This window comes from Pseudaminobacter soli (ex Zhang et al. 2022) (assembly GCF_014595955.1).
Taxonomy (GTDB): Bacteria; Pseudomonadota; Alphaproteobacteria; order Rhizobiales; family Rhizobiaceae; genus Kumtagia; species Kumtagia pseudosoli.
Genome location: NZ_JABVCF010000003.1, coordinates 68,041 through 86,576, shown reverse-complemented (window position 1 = coordinate 86,576; position 18,536 = coordinate 68,041). Strand labels below are relative to the sequence as shown.

Here is an 18,536-nt window from a genome sequence, read left to right as displayed (position 1 = left end):
GACCCGAGGATCCATGCCGGAACAGCTCGGCCGAGTGCCAGCGCTGTTTTGCCTTCGGTATGAGCCCAAAGCCGATTCTGCATCGCAGGAGCATTGCCGTGTCGTCACCGCATGGATCCCACGGTCTCCGCGACGCCGCTTCGCGGCTCCTCCGCTCTAGGATGACGGAGGCGTAGAAGCCCGCCGCGCGGGGCGCGCGGCGGGGGCCTGGATATATCAGCGGTGCTTCGGCAGCAGCGACCAGGCCGCCGGGGCGATTGCGGCGGCGAGCAAGACCTTGATCAGGTCCGGCACGATGAAGGGCACGACGCCGAACTGCCAGGCCTTCTCGGCTCCGATCAGGTAGGCGAGCCAGGCGAAGCCCATGGCCGTCATCACGACTTCCGCCACGAGGACTGCGCCGAGCATCTTGAAGAAGCTGCGGTCCCAGCCGCGGTCTGCCGCGTAGCCGACGATCGCGGCCATGGCCACGAAGCCGGCGAGATAGCCGCCCGTCGTGCCGAGCATGTAGGCAAGGCCGATGCCCTTCTCGGGCGTGCTCTGGAAGATCGGCAGGCCGAAGGCTCCTTCGGCGAGGTAAAGCAGCACGGTGGCGACGGCGAGCCGGCTTCCGTAGGCTGCGGCAAGCAGGAAGACCGCAAGCGTCTGGAGCGACATGTCGACGGGGCCGAGCACCACCTTGGTCTTGGCCGACATCGCGAGGAATACCGTTCCGGCGACGGCCAGGAATGCTTGTGTCACCAGCCTCATCGCGCGGTTTTCGGGCAGTGTCAGTTCGACGAGCGGACGGGCTGTGATTTCGGTTGCCATGGCTATCCCATTCTCCAGGAGGTCGGTTCGGCTTCCGCTATATGGGCTTCCGTGCTAAGCGGCAACCCGCTCTTCGGGGGCTCCCCGACCTATGGCCTAACCCAATGACGCTGGAATTGGATACGAACTTCGACCCCAAGTACGGCGAAGCGGTAGATCTCGCCAAAGGCGTTTTGCGGATCACGGCGCCCAATCCGAGCCCGTTCACCTTTCATGGCACCAACAGCTATGTCGTGGGCGAGCACCGGCTGGCTGTGATCGATCCCGGTCCCGCCGACGAATCGCATCTGGCGGCGCTGCTGCGCGCGATCGGCGGGCGGCCAGTCAGCCACATCTTCGTGACGCACACCCATCGCGATCATTCGCCGCTGGCGCGCCCGCTGGCCGAAGCGACCGGCGCGATTGTCGTGGCCGAAGGGCCGCACCGGCCGGCTCGCGCCGTCAATCTGGATGAGATGGCCCGCCTCGACGCCAGCAACGATATGGAGTTCCGGCCTGACCAGGCCCTGGCAGACCTAGAATTGGTGGAAGGGGAAGGGTGGGCTTTGCGCGCTGTCCTCACGCCGGGCCATGCGGCAAATCACGCCGCCCTGGCATTGGAGGGGACGGACATCCTGTTTTCCGGAGACCACGTCATGGGGTGGTCGACTACGGTCGTGGCGCCGCCGGACGGCTCGATGACGGACTATATGGCTTCGCTGGACAAGCTGCAGGAGCGCGAGGACCGGCTCTACCTTCCCGGCCATGGCGGAACGATCGACAATCCTGCCGCCTTCGTGCGGGGCCTGAAGGCTCATCGCAAGATGCGCGAGCGGGCGATCCTGGAGCGCATCGCGCAGGGAGACCGGACGATTTCCGAGATGGTCGCGGCCATCTACCGCGACACCGATCCGCGCCTGTTCGGCGCTGCCAGCCTCTCGGTGCTCGCCCATCTGGAGGACCTTGTCTCGAAGGGTTCGGTCGCCACGGACGGGCTGCCTTCGCTGGAAGGCGAGTTCCGACCGGCCTGAGCCTCACCCGGACGGGGCGGCGGAGGACCTGCGCAGCACCGCCGCATCGAGCTCGGTGAGGAAGTTGGCTATCCGCGCGGCGTTATCGCCGAGATCATGACGCCCATAGAGCCAGGCGGAGCGCATGTCGACGAAGGTGGAGCCATCGTCCTCGATCAACCTGATTCCGATGTCGACCGGCAGCGACAAGACCCGGGTCCTCGCCCGTGCTTCGATGGTCACCTCGTTGCTCGGCACGCCCACATTCTCCGCCCGTATCTCCCAGCCTCTCTCGTCGAGCAGGGTGCGGACCGTCTCCAGCGTCTGATCGAGCGGCAGGTCGTAGCTACGACCCGCCACTAACGGATAGGCTTGGGCCTGGCTGGCCGCACTGGCGGCCGAAATCGGCACGAGCGGGTTCATGCCCGGGGTTCGCTCTTTGGCCGCCTTGGGCATCGGAGGCGGATTGTCCGTGTCAGTCGCAACGTCGACCAGCATCGGACGGGTCGCATAGAAGAATCCGCCGGCGAAATAGGGGGCGAGCGAAAGCAGGGCGAGCATTGCTCCGACGGCAAGGTCGCCGGCGCCGTAATCGTCGTACTCCCACACCCGGCGGAAGGCGAGCGCCGCGAGAATGAGCGCCAGTATCGAGAAGGCGGGGACGACCGCAAGCACGGCAAGGAGGCCCGGCGTGTCGAGCAGTCCGTAGCGATGCGAAAGGCCGGCCGTGATCAGCAGGGCGACGGACAAAGCCCCCGCGCGCCGCGCCCATGGTGCGGCATGTGTCTCTCGCCTCGTCGTCAGTACAGCAGCCATCGTCTAGCGAACCAGATCATATATCGGTCGGAGCCATCTCACAGGAGGGCAGGCAGATCAAACATCCGTAGCCAGGCGGTAGTCCCGGAACTGCTCCCGCAGCCTTCTCTTCTGAATCTTGCCGGCCGCGTCTTCCGGCAGCCACCCTTTGACGTGCCGTCCAAGCATGATTTCCCTCCCAGGTGGTGACGCGCCTCAACCCCACATTGAGACCGGTGCGACTTGCTGTCCAGAGCTTGATCTTGCCGCGCGCGGCACGCCACATTCCCGGCCAATCTCGATGCAAAACCGCGGCGGGGTGGGCGGTTTTGCAATACCTAAAGAGGTTGTCATGGGCGCGAAGAAGCGAGGCACCAAAGCGAGTGACGTCGCGCGCGACGATTCGGAAAAAGCAGAGAAACTGCTGAATTCGTCGGACGAGCAGGTCGCAGCCGCTGAGGCGGAGGCCGCTCCCGCCGAGTTGGAGTCAGTGAGCGAGGGCCGATTCGAGCAGATGGTGAGCGAGACCCTCGACACCGTCGGCGGCAAGATGCTCTTCAAGATGCGGATAGACGGAGAGCCGGGCGGGGAGCATGTCGCCGCTGCGGCCGTGGGGGAGGGGGACGACCAGCATTTCCTCATCCTCTCCATGCCCCTGGAAGGCGGCGAGCTTCAGGTCGAGGAGGCGGCGGAGAGCGCCAATCCGGTCGCCAAGATCGCGGCGTCTTACGCCGGTATTGCCGAGAAGCTCGACGACGCTGCATAACTTGCGTTGCTTCAACTCCCGTGCGGCGGGCCTATTGCTCGGCCGGCGATCGGTTGAGGCATCACGAGGATGCAGCCATGACCGATCCAGCCCCCGGCCACAAGCCGACAAAAGTCATCACCGTCGAACCCTATGAGGGAGAGGTGGTCGTGAGCACCGGCGACGTGGAGATCGCTCGCTCCACGCGCGCCAAGGTGCTTTCGGAAACGCCCTATCCGCCGGTCTTCTACATCCCCTTCGCCGACATCGACTTCAGCCGGCTGAGCGCGACCGAGCATTCCACTCATTGTCCCTACAAGGGGGACGCCAGCTATTGGAGCGCGGATCACGCCGGAGAAGTGGGGCAGAATGCGATGTGGGCCTATCTGCAGCCTTTTGAGCAGGTCGCCGCGATCAAGGACCACGGCGCCTTCTATCCAGGTCGGGTAACGATCAGCGCGGCGTAGGGTTACGTCAAATTACCGCCCCACAGGCGCCACGCTGGGACGAGCGAGGTCGGGTGCTCAACGTCTACTGGGGGCCGAGTTGCCCCTCATCCTGCCGACCCCCCTCTCCCCGGGGTCCGAGGGGAGAGGGTAGGGTTGGGGGGCCATTTTCATAGTCGACCGAAACGGACTTCCGAATCTAAAACTATCCCTTCCCGACAGCCGCCTGCGCCGCCGCGAGCCGCGCGATCGGCACCCGGAAGGGCGAGCAGGACACGTAGTCGAGCCCGACCTCTTCGCAAAAGCGAATCGATGCCGGATCGCCGCCGTGTTCGCCGCAGATGCCGAGTTTTATGGCAGGCCTGGTGGTTCGCCCTTTCTCCGTAGCCATCCGGACGAGTTCGCCGACGCCGTCCACGTCGATCGAGACGAACGGATCCTGCTCCAGCATGCCCTTCTTGCGGTAGGTCTCTAGGAACATCGCCGCGTCGTCGCGTGAAATGCCGAACGTCGTCTGGGTGAGGTCGTTGGTGCCGAAGGAGAAGAACTCCGCGCTCTCGGCGATCACATGGGCGCGAACGGCCGCGCGCGGCAGCTCGATCATCGTGCCGGTGAGGTACTCGATTGTCTCGCCGGTCTCTTCCATGACGTTCCTGGCGACCTCGTCGATGCGGGCCTTCACGAAATCCAGTTCGGTCTTCAGCCCGACCAGCGGCACCATGACCTCCGGCACCACGGGCTTTCCGGTGTCCCTGCCTGCCTGCACCGCCGCCTCGAAGATGGCGCGCGCCTGCATCTCCGCGATCTCGGGATAGGAGACGGCGAGGCGGCAGCCGCGGTGGCCGAGCATCGGGTTGAATTCGTGCAGCGCCTCGCTGCGGTGGCGCAATGTCTCGGCGGGAACGCCGAGCACATGGGCGACTTCCTCGAATTCCTTCTCGGTCTTGGGCAGGAACTCGTGCAGCGGCGGGTCGAGAAGCCGGATCGTCACCGGCAGGCCGGCCATGATCTCGAAAAGCTCGACGAAGTCGGAGCGCTGCATGGGCAGGAGCTTGGCGAGCGCGGCGCGCCGTCCCTTCTCGTCCGCAGCAAGAATCATCTCGCGCATGGCGATGATGCGGTCGCCCTCAAAGAACATGTGCTCGGTGCGGCAGAGCCCGATGCCCTCGGCTCCGAAGGAGCGCGCCATGCGCGCGTCGGCCGGCGTCTCGGCATTGGCGCGCACCTTCATGCGCCGCGCCTTGTCGGCCCACTCCATGATCGCGGCGAAGTCGCCGGAGAGCTCCGGCTGGAGCATGTCGACCGCGCCGGCGAGCACCTGCCCGTTGCCGCCGTCGATGGTGATGATGTCGCCCTTCTTCAACGTGCGGCCGGCCGCGATGAGTGTTTCAGAGCGATAGTCGACCCGAAGCGACCCAGCGCCGGACACGCAGGGCTTGCCCATGCCGCGAGCAACGACGGCAGCGTGGCTGGTCATGCCGCCACGCGTGGTGAGGATGCCCTCGGCCGCATGCATGCCGTGGATGTCCTCCGGGCTGGTCTCCACCCGGACCAAGATGACCTTGCGCCCCGACTGCCGGGCGTCCTCCGCTTCCTCGGAAGTGAATACGATCTCGCCGGTGGCGGCTCCGGGGGAGGCGGGCAGGCCAACGCCGATAACGTCGCGCTTCGCCTTCGGGTCGATGGTCGGATGCAGCAACTGGTCGAGCGAGGCCGGATCGATCCGCGCGACCGCTTCCTCCTGGCTGATCAGTTCCTCATTGGCCATGTCCACCGCGATCTTCAAGGCGGCGCGGGCCGTGCGCTTTCCCGAACGCGTCTGCAGCATCCAGAGCTTGCCGCGCTCGATGGTGAATTCGACGTCCTGCATGTCGCGGTAGTGTTTTTCCAGCCGCTCGCAGATGCCGACGAAGTCCGAGAAGACCTGTGGCATCAGCTTCTGCAGTGACGGCTTGTCCGAGCCCGCGTCGATACGAGCCCTTTCGGTGATGTTCTGCGGCGTGCGGATGCCGGCCACCACGTCCTCGCCCTGGGCATTGACGAGGAACTCGCCGTAGAGCGCCTTCTCGCCGGTGGACGGATTGCGGGTGAAGGCGACGCCGGTGGCCGAGGTGTCGCCCATATTGCCGAATACCATCGCCTGGACGTTAACCGCCGTGCCCCAACTCTCGGGGATGTCGTGAAGCCGACGATAGGTGATTGCCCGCGCGTTCATCCAGCTCGAGAACACGGCGCCGATCGCGCCCCACAGTTGCTCCTCGGGCTGCTGCGGGAAGCCGTCCGGCAGTTCCTCCTCGATGCGCGCCTTGTAGGAATCGACGACGACCCGCCAGTCGCCGGCCGAGAACTCGGTGTCGAGTTCGTAGCCCATGCGGGCCTTCTCCTCCTCGAGGATCTCCTCGAACATCTCGTGGTCCAGCCCGAGCACGACGTTGGAGTACATCTGGATGAAGCGCCGGTAGCTGTCATAGGCGAAGCGCTCGTCGCCGGAATCGCGCGCCAGCGCCTCGACGGTGACGTCGTTGAGGCCGAGATTGAGCACCGTGTCCATCATGCCTGGCATCGAGGCACGCGCGCCGGAGCGCACCGAGACCAGCAGCAATCTCTCCGGATCGCCGAAGCGCCGCCCGGTGATGCGGGCGATGTGGCCGAGCGCGGCCTCCACCTGCTCGCGCAGGTCGTCCGGATAGGTCTTGCCGTTGGCGTAATACCAGTTGCAGGCCTCGGTCGTGATCGTGAACCCCGGCGGCACCGGCAGGCCCAGGTTGCACATTTCGGCGAGGTTGGCACCCTTGCCGCCGAGAAGGCTTTTGTCCCCGGCCCGGCCCTCTGCCGAGCCGTCACCGAACGTGTAGACCCACTTGGTCATGCGATCTCCCTTAGGAAAACTCCCGCCGCGCAAGGCAGCGTTATGGTGCTGCATTGCGGAAAACAAGATGCGCAGCGGGCCAACAAACCTATACAATCGATTACAAGTTCCCGGCTCGAAGGGACTTGTCCGGAAGCGTCATCCGGATGTAGAACGTTTCAGGAACATTGGAGGGTCCGAGATGCGACTCACTGGCAAGCTCGACTATCTGGAACTGCCCGCCGTGGGCGGCACGCTCGACAGCGCCAAGGCGTTCTACAGCGCGGCCTTCGGGTGGTCGTTCACCGACTACGGCCCGACCTACGCGGCCTTCGACGAAGGACTAGAGGGCGGTTTCCAGGCGGACGGCGCGGAAGCGCCGGCGAAGCCGCTGCCGGTGCTCTACTCGGAGGCGCTGGAGGAGACCCTTGCCGCCGTCGAGGAGGGGGGCGGAAAGATCGTCAGGCCGATCTTCTCCTTTCCCGGCGGCCGGCGTTTTCACTTCATCGATCCAGCCGGGAATGAGCTGGCGGTCTGGGGAGAGTAGGAAGCGTGACGGCCGAACCTGCCAATCTCCCCCTGAGGGGCGAGACGTCCGGCAGGACGGAGGGGGAGGAACGCGGCGCTTCATATTCACCGGCTAAGTTCGCCAAGGCGTCTAAATGAAATTGCCCTGCGGAAGGGCTCGCTCGATCGAAGGGATTACGCTGGAGCAAGCAGATCGCGCCTTCTTGGACGACATAACCGGATTGCGCTCACGCCTCGGTTCTGCCTATAAGGCGGCCTCGCCGGCCGTCGCGCCGGAGTGGTGGGGCGTAGCCAAGCGGTAAGGCAGCGGTTTTTGGTACCGCCATTCCCAGGTTCGAATCCTGGCGCCCCAGCCAGCCTCCTTTTTTCTTATGTTTCAATCACTCGTCTGTAGATAGGTGCGCCCATTGCTGGGGCGCCCGGCGAATAGTTGCACTCTGCACGCTGTGATGAAAATCAGACCAATAAACACAGGCGCCAGCGGCATGCCGCTCATGTTCATTGGCATAAGTAAAAGAGGTAATCCCCATCCTGCCCACACGGCCAATTTTACTAATGCTTGCCGCACAGGATCGGTCGATTTGTCGAGGCGGGCAACAGCAAGCACGCCGGAGAGCAAGATAGTTAGGTCGTAAACATGCAAATACGGCGCAACCAAACAAGTGGCGATAAGAACCAACGCAGCCTGCTGCATGGCCGTTTGCGCTGCAACTAACCGCCAGATCAGGACAGGAATTATTGCGAGAGCAAAAGCGAGATGGATCAGCGAAGCCGTCTGTCCATCAAAGCCAACGAGCCGCATTGCGACGAACACGCTAGGTATCATGCCAAGGAACGGTCCAGTTCCTCGATGCTCAAGGGCCGACAAGGCAACCAGTGTATTGCCAAGATAGTCCCGCCCTGCTTGCCAGCCGAATGCAGCGGCCGACAAGCCAACAATAAGCAGCACGGTGACAGCCGTCGCTCCTATCGACAACCAACGCCGCTGGATCAGCCACAGCAGTGGCAAAAGCACTCCAATTTGCGGCTTTATGGTCAGTATCGTAGCCGACGCTATCGTTAGACCGCTTGCATTGGATCTACGCGGTGACAGCGCAATAAGGAGCAGTCCACATGCTATACTTCCTGTTTGACCGAGCGTTAAGCAAGTCATGGCGGCCGGCGAGCAAACAAGCATCAGCGTCTCGCCCCAAGAGAAGCCGAACCAGCGCGCGCCAGCAGCGAGAATCATCAACCCAAATAGCGAGAAGACCGTGAAGGAAACGAAATAGCCAGCCAAGCCGGCTGGCCATGCCATGAATAGGGAATGCGGCGGATAAGCCCAAAGCCTCAGCCCAATATGCTGGTCGAGAAATCCGTGCTGGTAGGCCATGAAGGCTTCGTGGCGATATATATCGCCGACCTTACCCTCAAGCATCATCCGCGCCGTCGTCCATAGATTGATGAAATCCCCGCCGAATGGCTGGTGTGGCCCGATAAAAAAACCATCGGCCTCTACATAGGCCATCCAAAGAGCATCAATTGAGAATACAGCACTGGCAAGCGAGGCCAATAACAGCAATGTGTGGTTAATCCAGCCAATCCAGGCTAGCCGACTTGCATCGGAAACATCCGTGACAAAGCTCAAGCAGCCCTCCTGCAAACGCCTTTGCAAGACGCCTACTCCATGATTGTCAAGAAAAGCCTAGGATATGCTCTTGCCGGGGCGGCGACGAATCTGCCCTTGACCTGTGTCTCTTTCATTTCGAGAGGCATTGGTTGCGGGCGGTGAGTCACAAAATCAGAATGGTTTGGATGTCAGGCAATGGTCGGTTTGAAGACTCTGGGCAGCTTGGGCCTTGTTACATTGTCCTTAGCAGGGCTTTCCTTCCAGCCGGCGCTCGCCGCCGAGCAGAAAGCCTGCACCCCCGCGCTTATCCGCAAGGTGCTTGCGCCCGCTACCAAGCAGGACCGGTCGGTCCGGATCGACTGCGATCTGACGCTGAAACCGGGCGACGTCGTCACCAAAAGCCTTCAATTGGTCGGCGCCCAGGCGAGCGGTGCCACGCTTGCCTGCAACGGCGCGACGCTGGACGGCCGCGACGGCACGCCCAACAAGGGGCGCGACATGATCGTCGTTGGCTCCTTGCCGCCGAAGGGCGACCGGGCCGAGTGGTCGGTGCCGGCCGGGGTCACGGTCACCGGCTGCCGCGTGCTCGGGTCGGTTCGGATCAAAGGCGCCGGGGTTAATGGGCAGGATGAAAACCTTCGCGAATGGTCCCGGTCCAAAAGCTATACCGAGCGGGCGCAGGCGGCGGCGCCTCGCGACATCCGCTTCGAGAAGATGGAGATCGTCGGCCAGGGGCGTGTGCCGTTCTACGTGGCGGTGGGAGCGACGCGGGTCTCGCTGTCCGGATCCAGGATCTCAGGGGTGTCGAACGGGCCTGGCATCTATCTCGATGCCGAATCGGCAGGGAACGCGATCGAGAATAACCGGATCGAGGTCGAAACGACGAAACGCGAACAACTGGCGATCGACGGTTCGGCAAACAATCGGATCGTCGGCAACCGCTTCTCCGACCGGGGCAAGGGCGGTGTGTTCGTCTACCGCAATTGCGGGGAGGGTGGATTGGCGCGGCACCAGACCCCGAGCGACAATCTGATCGCGGAGAACGTCTTCGAGAAGGGCGGCTGGTTTTTTGCACAACCTGCCATTTGGATCGGCTCGAGGCAGGGCCGGCGCAGCTATTGCGGGCAGGACAGTTCTATCCAACTCGGAAGCGGCATCGATGACCTCGATCACGCGACGCGCAACCGCGTGGTGAACAACCGCTTCGTCGGCCGGAAACCTGACGATGCGATCAGGACGAGCGAAGCGGACACGGTGATATCCGGCAACAAACAGGTCGCGGCGCAGCCGTGACCGGCGCGGTCCGGCCTAGCCCAGTCTGCTACTTCAGCTGTTCCGGCCGCCACTTCAGGTTGCCACCGGCCGTGTCCGGCTTCCAGACCGTGATCTTCGGCATGCGGTCGCGGTCGAGTTCCAGCACGGTTACCTTCACCTTCGGCCGGCACGCCTCACAGCGGAATTTTACCGAGCGCGGGTCGCGGCCGCCGCCGAGCACCGAGGCCAGATCGCTGCAGCGGTAGTAGCGGAGATTGCCGCAGCCGCACTCAGCCCGCAGGATCATGCCGTGGCGGGCCGCCTTGCCGAGCGTGTCGATCGTCCGAGTCATGGTTCCGGTCTAGGAACCTATACCTATCCCGTCAACGAAAGAAACAAAACAAGAACATCGCAGCCGGGAATCTGCGCTGGCCCAAGTCGTCGGGACTACCCCATCTCGTGGCGCCAGGGTGGATTGGCGCCGGCGCGCGAGACGGTGATCGCCGCGGCCCTGCCGCTGAACGTGAGCACCGCCCGGATCTGTTCCTCGCTCAACGAGGCGATAGACCTTTTGTCGAGCAGCCGCTGCTCGCGCAGGTAGGCGAGGATCCCGGCGTTGATGGTGTCGCCGGCGCCGACCGTGTCGACCACCTCGACGCGCTCCGCCGGCACCGACACCGAATGCCGCTTCGAGTAGGCGACGGCACCCTGGCCGCCCCTGGTCACCACGATCAGCTTTGGCCCGAGCTCCAGCCACCGCGCCGCGACCTCTTGCGTGTTCACGCCCTCGCCGAACCAGGCAAGATCCTCGTCCGACAGCTTCACGATGTCGGCCATGGCCAGCATGCGCTTCATGCGCGCCAGATGCACGGCCTTGTCCTTGATGAAGTTCTCGCGGATGTTCGGATCGAACATCATCACGCGCTTTTCGTGCTCGCGGCGCATGAGCGCCTCGTAGGTCGAGCCGCAGGGCTCCGCGATCAGGCTGATGCAGCTGAAATGCATCGCCTCGACGTCGTCGCCGATGGTGGGCAGGTCGGCCTCGGTGAGCATGCGGCCCGCCGTGTTCTCGTCGTAGAAGAGATAGCTGGCGTGCCCGCCGGAAAGGCGCACAAAGGCAAGCGTGGTCGGACTGTCCGAAAACCGCACATGATCCAGCTTGACCTTGCTCGCGACCAGCGCGTCCCGCAGCATGTCGCCGTAGAAGTCGGTGGAGATGCCGGTGAAGAAGCCGACCGGGACGTCGAGGCGGCCGAGCGCGACCGCCGTGTTGAACACGGCCCCGCCGACATAGGGAGCGAAGCAGGACTCGCCCGCCATGCTCAGTCTCGGCAGCATGTCGATCAGCGCTTCGCCGCAGCAGACAATCACATTTGTTCTCCAGCTTCCCGCCGCGCGCTTAGCATCCCGGGCGATGGCGCGGAAGGACGGGCTAGCGCAAAGTGCCGGCCGACACCCCCTATGCCTCCCTGGCCGGCATCGCCCCACCCACCAGGAAGCGCTCCGAAAGGGCGAGGCTTGCGCCGCCCAGCGCGCGGGCATGGATGCCGACCGTCCCCTCCCGCACTTTCGGGATCTCGAGGCCTTCGATGTCGATCGACGTCAAGGCGGCCGCCACGCTCTCGACCAGGCGAGACTTCACCTCGGCCGGCATCCAGCCGTCGATCACGGCCGTCTCGAAGTCGATGACCGCCGAGGCTGCGACGATGGCATAGGCCAGTGCCCCTGCCGCCTGTTCGATCCAGCGGTCGAGCTCCGGTCCGATGTCGCCCCAATTCTCCGGAGAGGTCCACAGGAACGAGGCGTTGGTGCCTCCTGCCGTGAGGGTCGATTCGAGCACGGCAATGGAGGCGACGTCGATCAGTTGCGCCGGCTTGCCGCGCGGTCCGGGGACCGGCATCGAACCGAGCGCGCCGGCATTGCCGGTCGGCCCGACATAGAGCTTGCCATTGAGCACCACGCCGCCGCCGGCGAAGGCGCCGATGTAGAAATAGACGAAGTTCCGCATCGGGCTGCCGCGGCCGAACACCAGTTCGGCGCCGCAGGCCGAGGTGGCGTCGTTCTGCAGATAGACGGGGAAGTCGAGGTCCGCCTGCAGCTTTCCGCGGATGTCCAGCCGCCGCCACTCCTCCATGTCGTCGCGCGGCGCGCCGATCGCGTCCGCCCAGTTCCAGAGCTGAAACGGCATGGCGATGCCGAGCCCGGCAATGCGGCGTTGCTGGTCCGGGGTCAGGCGGCTGCGCAGCGTCTCGATGCCGTCGCGGGCGAATGCGACAGTCCTTTCGGTGGCCGGATAGAGGTAGGAGCTTTGGAGCATTCCACGGACTTCGCCGACGAAGTCGATGAGCACCAGCTCGGCGCTGCGGCGTCCGATCTTTAGGCCGAGGAAGAATGCGCCGTCGGGATTGAGCGATATCGGCACCGAGGGTTGGCCGATCTTGCCGCGGACGGGCTCCTGCTTGAGCAGCAGCCCGTCCTGCTCCAATTCGCGCATGATCACCGAGATGGTCTGCGCCGACAGCTTGGTCATGCGCGCGATGTCGGATTTGGAGAGGCTGCCATGCTGGCGGACGAGCGAAAGCACCAGGCGCTCGTTTTGGGCCCGCATCCCGCTCTGGTTGGTGCCGAGTTGCAGGAGATTTGCTGAAGCCTCGGGCGCGTTCTGCCTGGCGCTGCCAGTCTCCAATATTTCCTCCTGAGACATGCTTTTCCCGGTATGATTGTCCATGGTCGCAGACAGAGTCAATAATAAATCAGACTGATTTAATTATTGACAGCCTGCATCGATCCTGATTTGCTCGGGTGAGATTTGGAGGCGGGAGGTGCCTCGATCTCGGCCCGCTGGGAGAGTGGGTTCGTGGTGTTCCACTGGGAGGTTACCGTGAAAAGGACAACACTGAGGACGTCCGTCTTCGCCGCCGCGGCTGCGGCTTTCGTCGCTTTCGTCGCTCCGGCTCACGCCGCCGAGATCGTCGGGCTGATCACCAAGACCGAAGGCAACCCCTTCTTCGTCAAGATGCGCGAGGGCGCGCAGACGAAAGCCCAGGAGCTTGGCCTTGAGCTCCGGACCGCTGCCGGCAAGTTCGACGGCGACAATGACAGCCAGGTCGCGGCTATCGAGAACCTGATCTCGGCCGGTGCGAAGGGCTTTGCGATCGTTCCTTCGGATTCCAGCGCTATTGTCCCGACCATCAAGAAGGCCCGCGACGCCGGCTTGCTGGTGATCGTGCTCGACACGCCGCTCGATCCAATGGATGCGGCCGACGCGACCTTCGCCACCGACAACTTCAAGGCCGGCGAGTTGATCGGCACCTGGGCCAAGGACACGCTGGGCGACAAGGCCGCCGACGCCAAGATCGCCTTCCTCGATCTCGCGGCAAACCAGCCGACGGTCGACTACCTGCGCGACCAGGGCTTCATGAAGGGCTTCGGCATCGACATCAAGGATCCCAAGCGCTACGGCGACGAAGACGACGCCCGCATCTGCGGCCACGAAATGACCGGCGGCGCGGAAGACGGCGGCCGCACCGCGATGGAGACGCTGCTCCAGAAGTGCCCGGACATCAACGTCGTCTACACCATCAACGAGCCGGCGGCTGCCGGCGCCTACGAGGCCCTGAAGGCCCTCGGCAAGGATGACGGCTCTGTGCTGGTCACCTCGATCGACGGCGGCTGCCCGGGCGTGGCCAACGTGAAGGCCGGCGTGATCGGCGCGACCTCCCAGCAATATCCGCTGAAGATGGCCGCGATGGCGATGGAAGCGATCGCGAAATTCGCCAAGGACGGCACGAAGCCGCAGGTCGATCCCAAGCTCGGCTTCCTCGATACCGGCGCGACGCTGATCACCGACAAGCCGGTGAAGGGCGTGGAGTCGATCACTTCGGAAGAGGGCGCCAAGCTCTGCTGGGGCTGATCTCTTCCTGACCTGATCCTGCAGGTATAAAGTCGACTGAAGCGGGAGACGCACCGCTGGCGCGTCTCCCCCATCCTTGGGAGGGGATGAATGAGCGACGATGTTGTAGGCGTCAAGGCGGCCGAGCGTGGATTTGTTGGCGGCGGCGCCGATGTGGCGAGCTTCGAGGTCGATCACCGCGGTCCGCTCCGACAGCTTCAGCACTTCCTTCATAAGTATCCGACGACGGTTCCCTTCATCGTCCTGCTGATCGGCGTCCTGATCTTCTCTGTGGCGGCCGGCTCGCGCTTCTTCGCGATCCTTAACCTGTCGCTGGTGCTGCAGCAGGTGACGATCATCGCGGTGCTCGGCATCGCGCAGACCATGATCATCCTCACCGCCGGCATCGACCTTTCCGTCGGCGCGATCATGATCCTGTCCTCGATCGTCATGGGCCGGCTCGCGGTCGTCTATGGCGTTCCGCCGGAACTCGCCTTCCTGCTCGGACTTCTGACAGGCCTGATCTGCGGTCTCATAAACGGCCTGCTCGTCGCGCTGGTGCGGCTGCCGCCCTTCATCGTGACGCTCGGCACCTGGTCAATGTACGGCGCGATGGTGATCTTCGTCTCGCGTTCGGAAACGCTTCGCCAGCAGGACGTCGCCGCCGCCGCGCCGCTGCTGCAATGGCTGGGGTCCTCCTTCAAGGTACCGATCCCTGGCTGGGGCACGGCCATCATCACCTATGGATCGGTGCTGATGATCCTGCTCGCGGTGCTGATCTGGTACGTCCTCAACCGCACGGCGTTCGGTCGCCACGTCTACGCGACCGGCGACGATTCGGAATCGGCACGGCTTGCCGGCATCAACACCAAGCGGACGCTGATAGCCACCTATACGGCGGCGGGACTGATCTGCGCGATCGCCGGCTGGGTGACCATCGGGCGCATCGGTGCCGTCAGCCCGCTCGCCGGCCAGAACGCCAACCTCGATGCCATCACCGCTGTGGTGATCGGCGGCACTTCGCTGTTCGGCGGGCGCGGCTCGATCATCGGGACGCTGGTCGGCGCGCTCATCGTCGGTACCTTCCGCAACGGGCTGGCGCTGTCGGGCGTCGAGGTCCTGTGGCAGGAGTTCGCGGTCGGCGCCCTGATCATCATCGCGGTCACCATCGACCAGTGGATAAGGAAGATATCGGCATGAGCGTCGTTCCTGTCCTGGAGGCGAGAGGCCTCACCAAGCGCTACGGCCGGGTCGTGGCTCTCGACCACGCCGATTTCCAGCTGATGCCGAACGAGATCCTGGCGGTGATCGGCGACAACGGCGCCGGCAAGTCGACGCTGATCAAGGCGCTCTGCGGCGCCGTCATTCCGGATGGCGGCGAAATCCTGCTCGACGGCAGGCCGGTCCACTTCAAGTCGCCGATGGAGGCGCGGGAGGCAGGCATCGAGACCGTCTACCAGAACCTTGCGCTGTCGCCGGCGCTGTCGATCGCCGACAACATGTTCCTTGGGCGGGAGATACGTAAGACCGGCGCGCTCGGCCGATGGCTCCGGCTGCTCGACCGCACCGCCATGGAGCGGCGGGCCCGCCAAAAACTCACCGAACTCGGGCTGATGACGATCCAGAACATCGGCCAGGCGGTGGAGACGCTTTCGGGCGGGCAGCGCCAGGGCGTGGCGGTGGCGCGCGCCGCCGCCTTCGGCTCGAAAGTCATCATTATGGACGAGCCGACCGCTGCACTGGGCGTCAAGGAATCCCGGCGCGTGCTGGAGCTCATCCTCGACGTGAAGCGCCGCGGCCTGCCGATCGTGCTGATCTCGCACAACATGCCGCATGTGTTCGAGGTGGCCGACCGGATACACATCCACCGGCTGGGACGGCGGCTCGTGGTGATCGACCCGAAGGAATACAGCATGTCGGACGCCGTCGCCTTCATGACGGGCGCGAAGCGGCCGCCGGAGAATGTGCTGGCCGCATAGCCAAGGGCGCTCCCGTGCGCGACGCCAATCGTTCGAACGATTGTGCATCCTTCCGTTTCGGCTAGCATTGAGAATAGGGAAGAGGGCAGATCAACCAGCGCTTGGGGTCGAGCGCTTGACGGTAGACTTGAGCGATGACCACGGAACTGCAAAATCCTTTCGAGCTAAAGACCGATCCCCAGTCGCTAGCCGCGGATATACTGAGTGCGCTGCGATACCGGTCGGGCAAAGACCCGACCGTCGCAACGCCCTATGACTGGCTTGCGGCGTCGATCAAGGCGGTGCGCGACCGCATCATCGACCAGTGGATCGAGTCTACGAAGGAGACCTACGAGCAGGACGAGAAGCGGGTCTACTACCTGTCGCTCGAGTTCCTGATCGGAAGGCTCATGCGCGACGCTTTTTCGAACATGGGCCTGATGGAGGACATGCGGGCCGCGCTCGCGACGCTCGGCGTTGACATCGACCTCATCGCGACGCTCGAGCCGGACGCGGCGCTCGGCAATGGCGGCCTGGGTCGGCTGGCGGCCTGCTTCATGGAGAGCATGGCGACTGTCGGCATCCCCGCGCACGGCTACGGCATCCGCTACAAGAACGGCATGTTCCGCCAGGAGATCCACGACGGCTGGCAAGTCGAGCTTCCGGAGACCTGGCTGGAGCACGGCAATCCGTGGGAGTTCGAGCGGCGCGAGCGGGCCTTCGAGATCGGCTTCGGCGGCTCGGTGGAATCGATCACCGACAAGGCCGGGCGGCTGGAGCGGCACGTCTGGAAGCCGCAGGAGCGTCTCCTCGCCGTGGCATACGACACCCCGGTGGTCGGCTGGCGCGGCAATCGCGTCAACACCCTGCGGCTCTGGTCCGGCCATCCGGTCGACCCGATCCTGCTCGACGCCTTCAACGCCGGCGACCACATCGGCGCCCTCCGCGAGAGCAACAAGGCGGATGCGCTGTCGCGCGTGCTCTACCCAGCGGATTCGAGCGAGGCGGGTCAGGAACTGCGGCTGCGGCAGGAATATTTCTTCTCGGCCGCGTCGCTCCAGGACATCCTGCAGCGGCACATCAGCTCGCACGGCGATCTGTCGTCGCTGCCCGACAGGGTGGCGATCCATCTGAACGACACGCACCCGGCGATCGCCATCCCGGAACTGATGCGGCTGTTGATGGACGTCCACGGCATGGACTTCGACAAGGCCTGGCGCCTGACCCGCGGCACCTTCGCCTACACCAACCATACGCTGCTGCCGGAGGCGCTCGAGACTTGGCCGGTGCAACTGTTCGAGCGGCTGCTGCCGCGGCACATGCAGATCATCTACGCGATCAACGCCGAGTTCCTGCTCGAGGCCCGCGCCACCGGCAATTTCAACGACCAGCAGATACGCCGCATCTCGCTGATCCATGAGGAGGGCGGGCGGCGTGTGCGCATGGGCAATCTCGCCTTCGTCGGATCGCACAGCGTGAACGGCGTCTCGGCGCTGCACACCGACCTCATGAAGGAGACGGTGTTCGCCGACCTGCACAGGCTCTATCCCGGTCGCATCAACAACAAGACAAACGGGATCACGCCGCGCCGCTGGCTGTTCCAGAGCAACCCGGGACTGACGGGTCTTATCCGCGAGGCCATCGGCGACAGGTTCATGGACGATGCGGCGGCGCTGAAGGACCTCGACGCCTTTGCCGACGATGCGTCGTTCCGCGAAAAATTCGCGGCGGTGAAGCGGGCGAACAAGGAGCGGCTTGCGGCACTGACGGCCGAGCGGCTCGGCATCCGCCTCGACCCGTCGGCCATGTTCGACATCCAGATCAAGCGCATCCACGAATACAAGCGCCAGCTTCTCAACATCATCGAGGCCGTGGCGCTGTACGATCAGATCCGCTCACATCCCGAGCGGGACTGGGTGCCACGCGTCAAATTCCTCGGCGGCAAGGCAGCGCCCAGCTACCACAACGCCAAGCTGATCATTAAGCTCGCCAACGACGTAGCGCGGGTCATCAATCGCGATCCGGCTGTCCGGGGCCTGCTCAAGGTCGTGTTCATGCCGAACTACAATGTCAGCCTTGCCGAGGTGATGATACCGGCGGCCGATCTGTCGGAACAGATCTCGACCGCGGGCATGGAGGCCTCCGGCACTGGCAACATGAAGTTCGCGCTGAATGGGGCGCTCACCATCGGCACGCTCGACGGCGCCAATGTCGAGATCAAGCAGTGCGTCGGCGACGACAACATCTTCATCTTCGGATTGGCCGCCGAGGAAGTCGCCAGGCACCGCAGCCAGGGCTACGAGCCGCGCCAGGTGATCGAACGGTCGCATGAGCTCAGGCAGGCGCTGGCGGCGATCTCGTCCGGCGTCTTTTCGCCCGACGAGCCGGAGCGCTATCGCGGGCTGATCGATGGGCTTTACCAGCACGACTGGTTCATGGTGGCGGCGGATTTCGACAGCTTTGCCGAAACGCAGAGGCAGGTCGATGCGTTGTGGCGTAACAGCCCGGAGTGGCACCGCAAGGCGATCCACAACGTGGCGCGCGTCGGATGGTTCTCGTCCGATCGCACAATCAGGCAGTATGCTGAGGAAATCTGGGGAGTGCCGGTCTAAAGAGATCGACCGAAAGGCCGGCGAGAAGCGTAGCTGGGAGGAACCAACGG

General features: G+C 64.1%; 16 protein-coding genes and 1 tRNA gene. 10 read left to right on the top strand and 7 right to left on the bottom strand.

What is annotated here, in order from left to right:
- Nucleotides 1–216 precede the first annotated feature (216 nt).
- Nucleotides 217–810 carry a biotin transporter BioY gene (locus tag HUI96_RS06265; RefSeq protein WP_188253796.1) on the bottom strand — a complete coding sequence of 198 codons (594 nt, stop codon included), beginning with the start codon at nt 808–810 and terminating at the stop codon, nt 217–219.
- 104 nt (nt 811–914) lie between these two features.
- Between HUI96_RS06265 and HUI96_RS06260 the strand changes: the two genes are divergently transcribed.
- Nucleotides 915–1,820 carry an MBL fold metallo-hydrolase gene (locus HUI96_RS06260; RefSeq protein ID WP_188253795.1) on the top strand — a complete coding sequence of 302 codons (906 nt, stop codon included), beginning with the start codon at nt 915–917 and terminating at the stop codon, nt 1,818–1,820.
- A gap of 3 nt (nt 1,821–1,823) precedes the next feature.
- Here the strand turns inward: HUI96_RS06260 and HUI96_RS06255 are convergent, their stop codons facing one another.
- Complete coding sequence (locus HUI96_RS06255) at nt 1,824–2,615, bottom strand: DUF1499 domain-containing protein (RefSeq protein ID WP_188253794.1); 792 nt, start codon at nt 2,613–2,615, stop codon at nt 1,824–1,826.
- Between the two features lie 331 nt (nt 2,616–2,946).
- Here HUI96_RS06255 and HUI96_RS06250 point away from each other — a divergent pair, with 331 nt between their 5' ends.
- The gene (locus tag HUI96_RS06250) at nt 2,947–3,360 is read left to right on the top strand and encodes a hypothetical protein (protein WP_188253793.1); all 414 of its coding nucleotides are present in this window, start codon (nt 2,947–2,949) and stop codon (nt 3,358–3,360) included.
- A gap of 77 nt (nt 3,361–3,437) precedes the next feature.
- Entirely contained in the window at nt 3,438–3,806 is a 369-nt protein-coding gene (locus HUI96_RS06245) for a DUF427 domain-containing protein (RefSeq protein ID WP_188253792.1), read from the top strand.
- A gap of 184 nt (nt 3,807–3,990) precedes the next feature.
- On the opposite strand, the gene ppdK is transcribed toward HUI96_RS06245, so the two are convergent.
- On the bottom strand, nt 3,991–6,654 hold the full coding sequence (ppdK, locus tag HUI96_RS06240; RefSeq protein WP_188253791.1) for a pyruvate, phosphate dikinase: 2,664 nt from the start codon (nt 6,652–6,654) through the stop codon (nt 3,991–3,993).
- Between the two features lie 181 nt (nt 6,655–6,835).
- Between ppdK and HUI96_RS06235 the strand changes: the two genes are divergently transcribed.
- Nucleotides 6,836–7,180, top strand: coding sequence for a VOC family protein (locus tag HUI96_RS06235; RefSeq protein WP_188253790.1), 345 nt, complete (start codon nt 6,836–6,838; stop codon nt 7,178–7,180).
- 262 nt (nt 7,181–7,442) lie between these two features.
- Nucleotides 7,443–7,517, top strand: a tRNA-Gln gene (locus tag HUI96_RS06230).
- Nucleotides 7,518–7,537: 20 nt separating this feature from the next.
- Here HUI96_RS06230 and HUI96_RS06225 read toward each other — a convergent pair.
- The gene (locus HUI96_RS06225) at nt 7,538–8,788 is read right to left on the bottom strand and encodes a glycosyltransferase family 87 protein (RefSeq protein ID WP_188253789.1); all 1,251 of its coding nucleotides are present in this window, start codon (nt 8,786–8,788) and stop codon (nt 7,538–7,540) included.
- Between the two features lie 177 nt (nt 8,789–8,965).
- On the opposite strand from HUI96_RS06225, the gene HUI96_RS06220 reads away from it, so the two are divergent.
- A complete protein-coding gene (locus tag HUI96_RS06220) occupies nt 8,966–10,063 on the top strand; it encodes a right-handed parallel beta-helix repeat-containing protein (RefSeq protein WP_188253788.1) in 1,098 nt (365 codons plus the stop codon).
- A gap of 28 nt (nt 10,064–10,091) precedes the next feature.
- On the opposite strand, the gene HUI96_RS06215 is transcribed toward HUI96_RS06220, so the two are convergent.
- The 3 genes from HUI96_RS06215 to HUI96_RS06205 all read right to left on the bottom strand — a co-directional run bounded on the left by HUI96_RS06215 (nt 10,092) and on the right by HUI96_RS06205 (nt 12,710).
- Nucleotides 10,092–10,376, bottom strand: coding sequence for a hypothetical protein (locus HUI96_RS06215; protein WP_188253787.1), 285 nt, complete (start codon nt 10,374–10,376; stop codon nt 10,092–10,094).
- A 95-nt stretch (nt 10,377–10,471) separates the two neighbouring features.
- A complete protein-coding gene (locus HUI96_RS06210) occupies nt 10,472–11,395 on the bottom strand; it encodes a PfkB family carbohydrate kinase (RefSeq protein WP_188253786.1) in 924 nt (307 codons plus the stop codon).
- A gap of 88 nt (nt 11,396–11,483) precedes the next feature.
- Nucleotides 11,484–12,710, bottom strand: coding sequence for an ROK family transcriptional regulator (locus tag HUI96_RS06205; RefSeq protein WP_188253785.1), 1,227 nt, complete (start codon nt 12,708–12,710; stop codon nt 11,484–11,486).
- Between the two features lie 195 nt (nt 12,711–12,905).
- Here HUI96_RS06205 and HUI96_RS06200 point away from each other — a divergent pair, with 195 nt between their 5' ends.
- The 4 genes from HUI96_RS06200 (at nt 12,906) to HUI96_RS06185 (ending at nt 18,486) form a co-directional block, all read left to right on the top strand.
- On the top strand, nt 12,906–13,937 hold the full coding sequence (locus HUI96_RS06200) for a substrate-binding domain-containing protein (protein ID WP_188253784.1): 1,032 nt from the start codon (nt 12,906–12,908) through the stop codon (nt 13,935–13,937).
- 90 nt (nt 13,938–14,027) lie between these two features.
- Complete coding sequence (locus HUI96_RS06195; RefSeq protein WP_188253783.1) at nt 14,028–15,116, top strand: ABC transporter permease; 1,089 nt, start codon at nt 14,028–14,030, stop codon at nt 15,114–15,116.
- Nucleotides 15,113–15,895 carry an ATP-binding cassette domain-containing protein gene (locus HUI96_RS06190; protein WP_188253782.1) on the top strand — a complete coding sequence of 261 codons (783 nt, stop codon included), beginning with the start codon at nt 15,113–15,115 and terminating at the stop codon, nt 15,893–15,895. The genes HUI96_RS06195 and HUI96_RS06190 overlap by 4 nt, the downstream gene beginning before the upstream one ends.
- Before the next feature lie 134 nt (nt 15,896–16,029).
- Nucleotides 16,030–18,486 (top strand): glycogen/starch/alpha-glucan phosphorylase, encoded by a 2,457-nt coding sequence (locus HUI96_RS06185; protein ID WP_188253781.1) that lies wholly within the window; start codon nt 16,030–16,032, stop codon nt 18,484–18,486.
- Nucleotides 18,487–18,536: the final 50 nt, after the last annotated feature.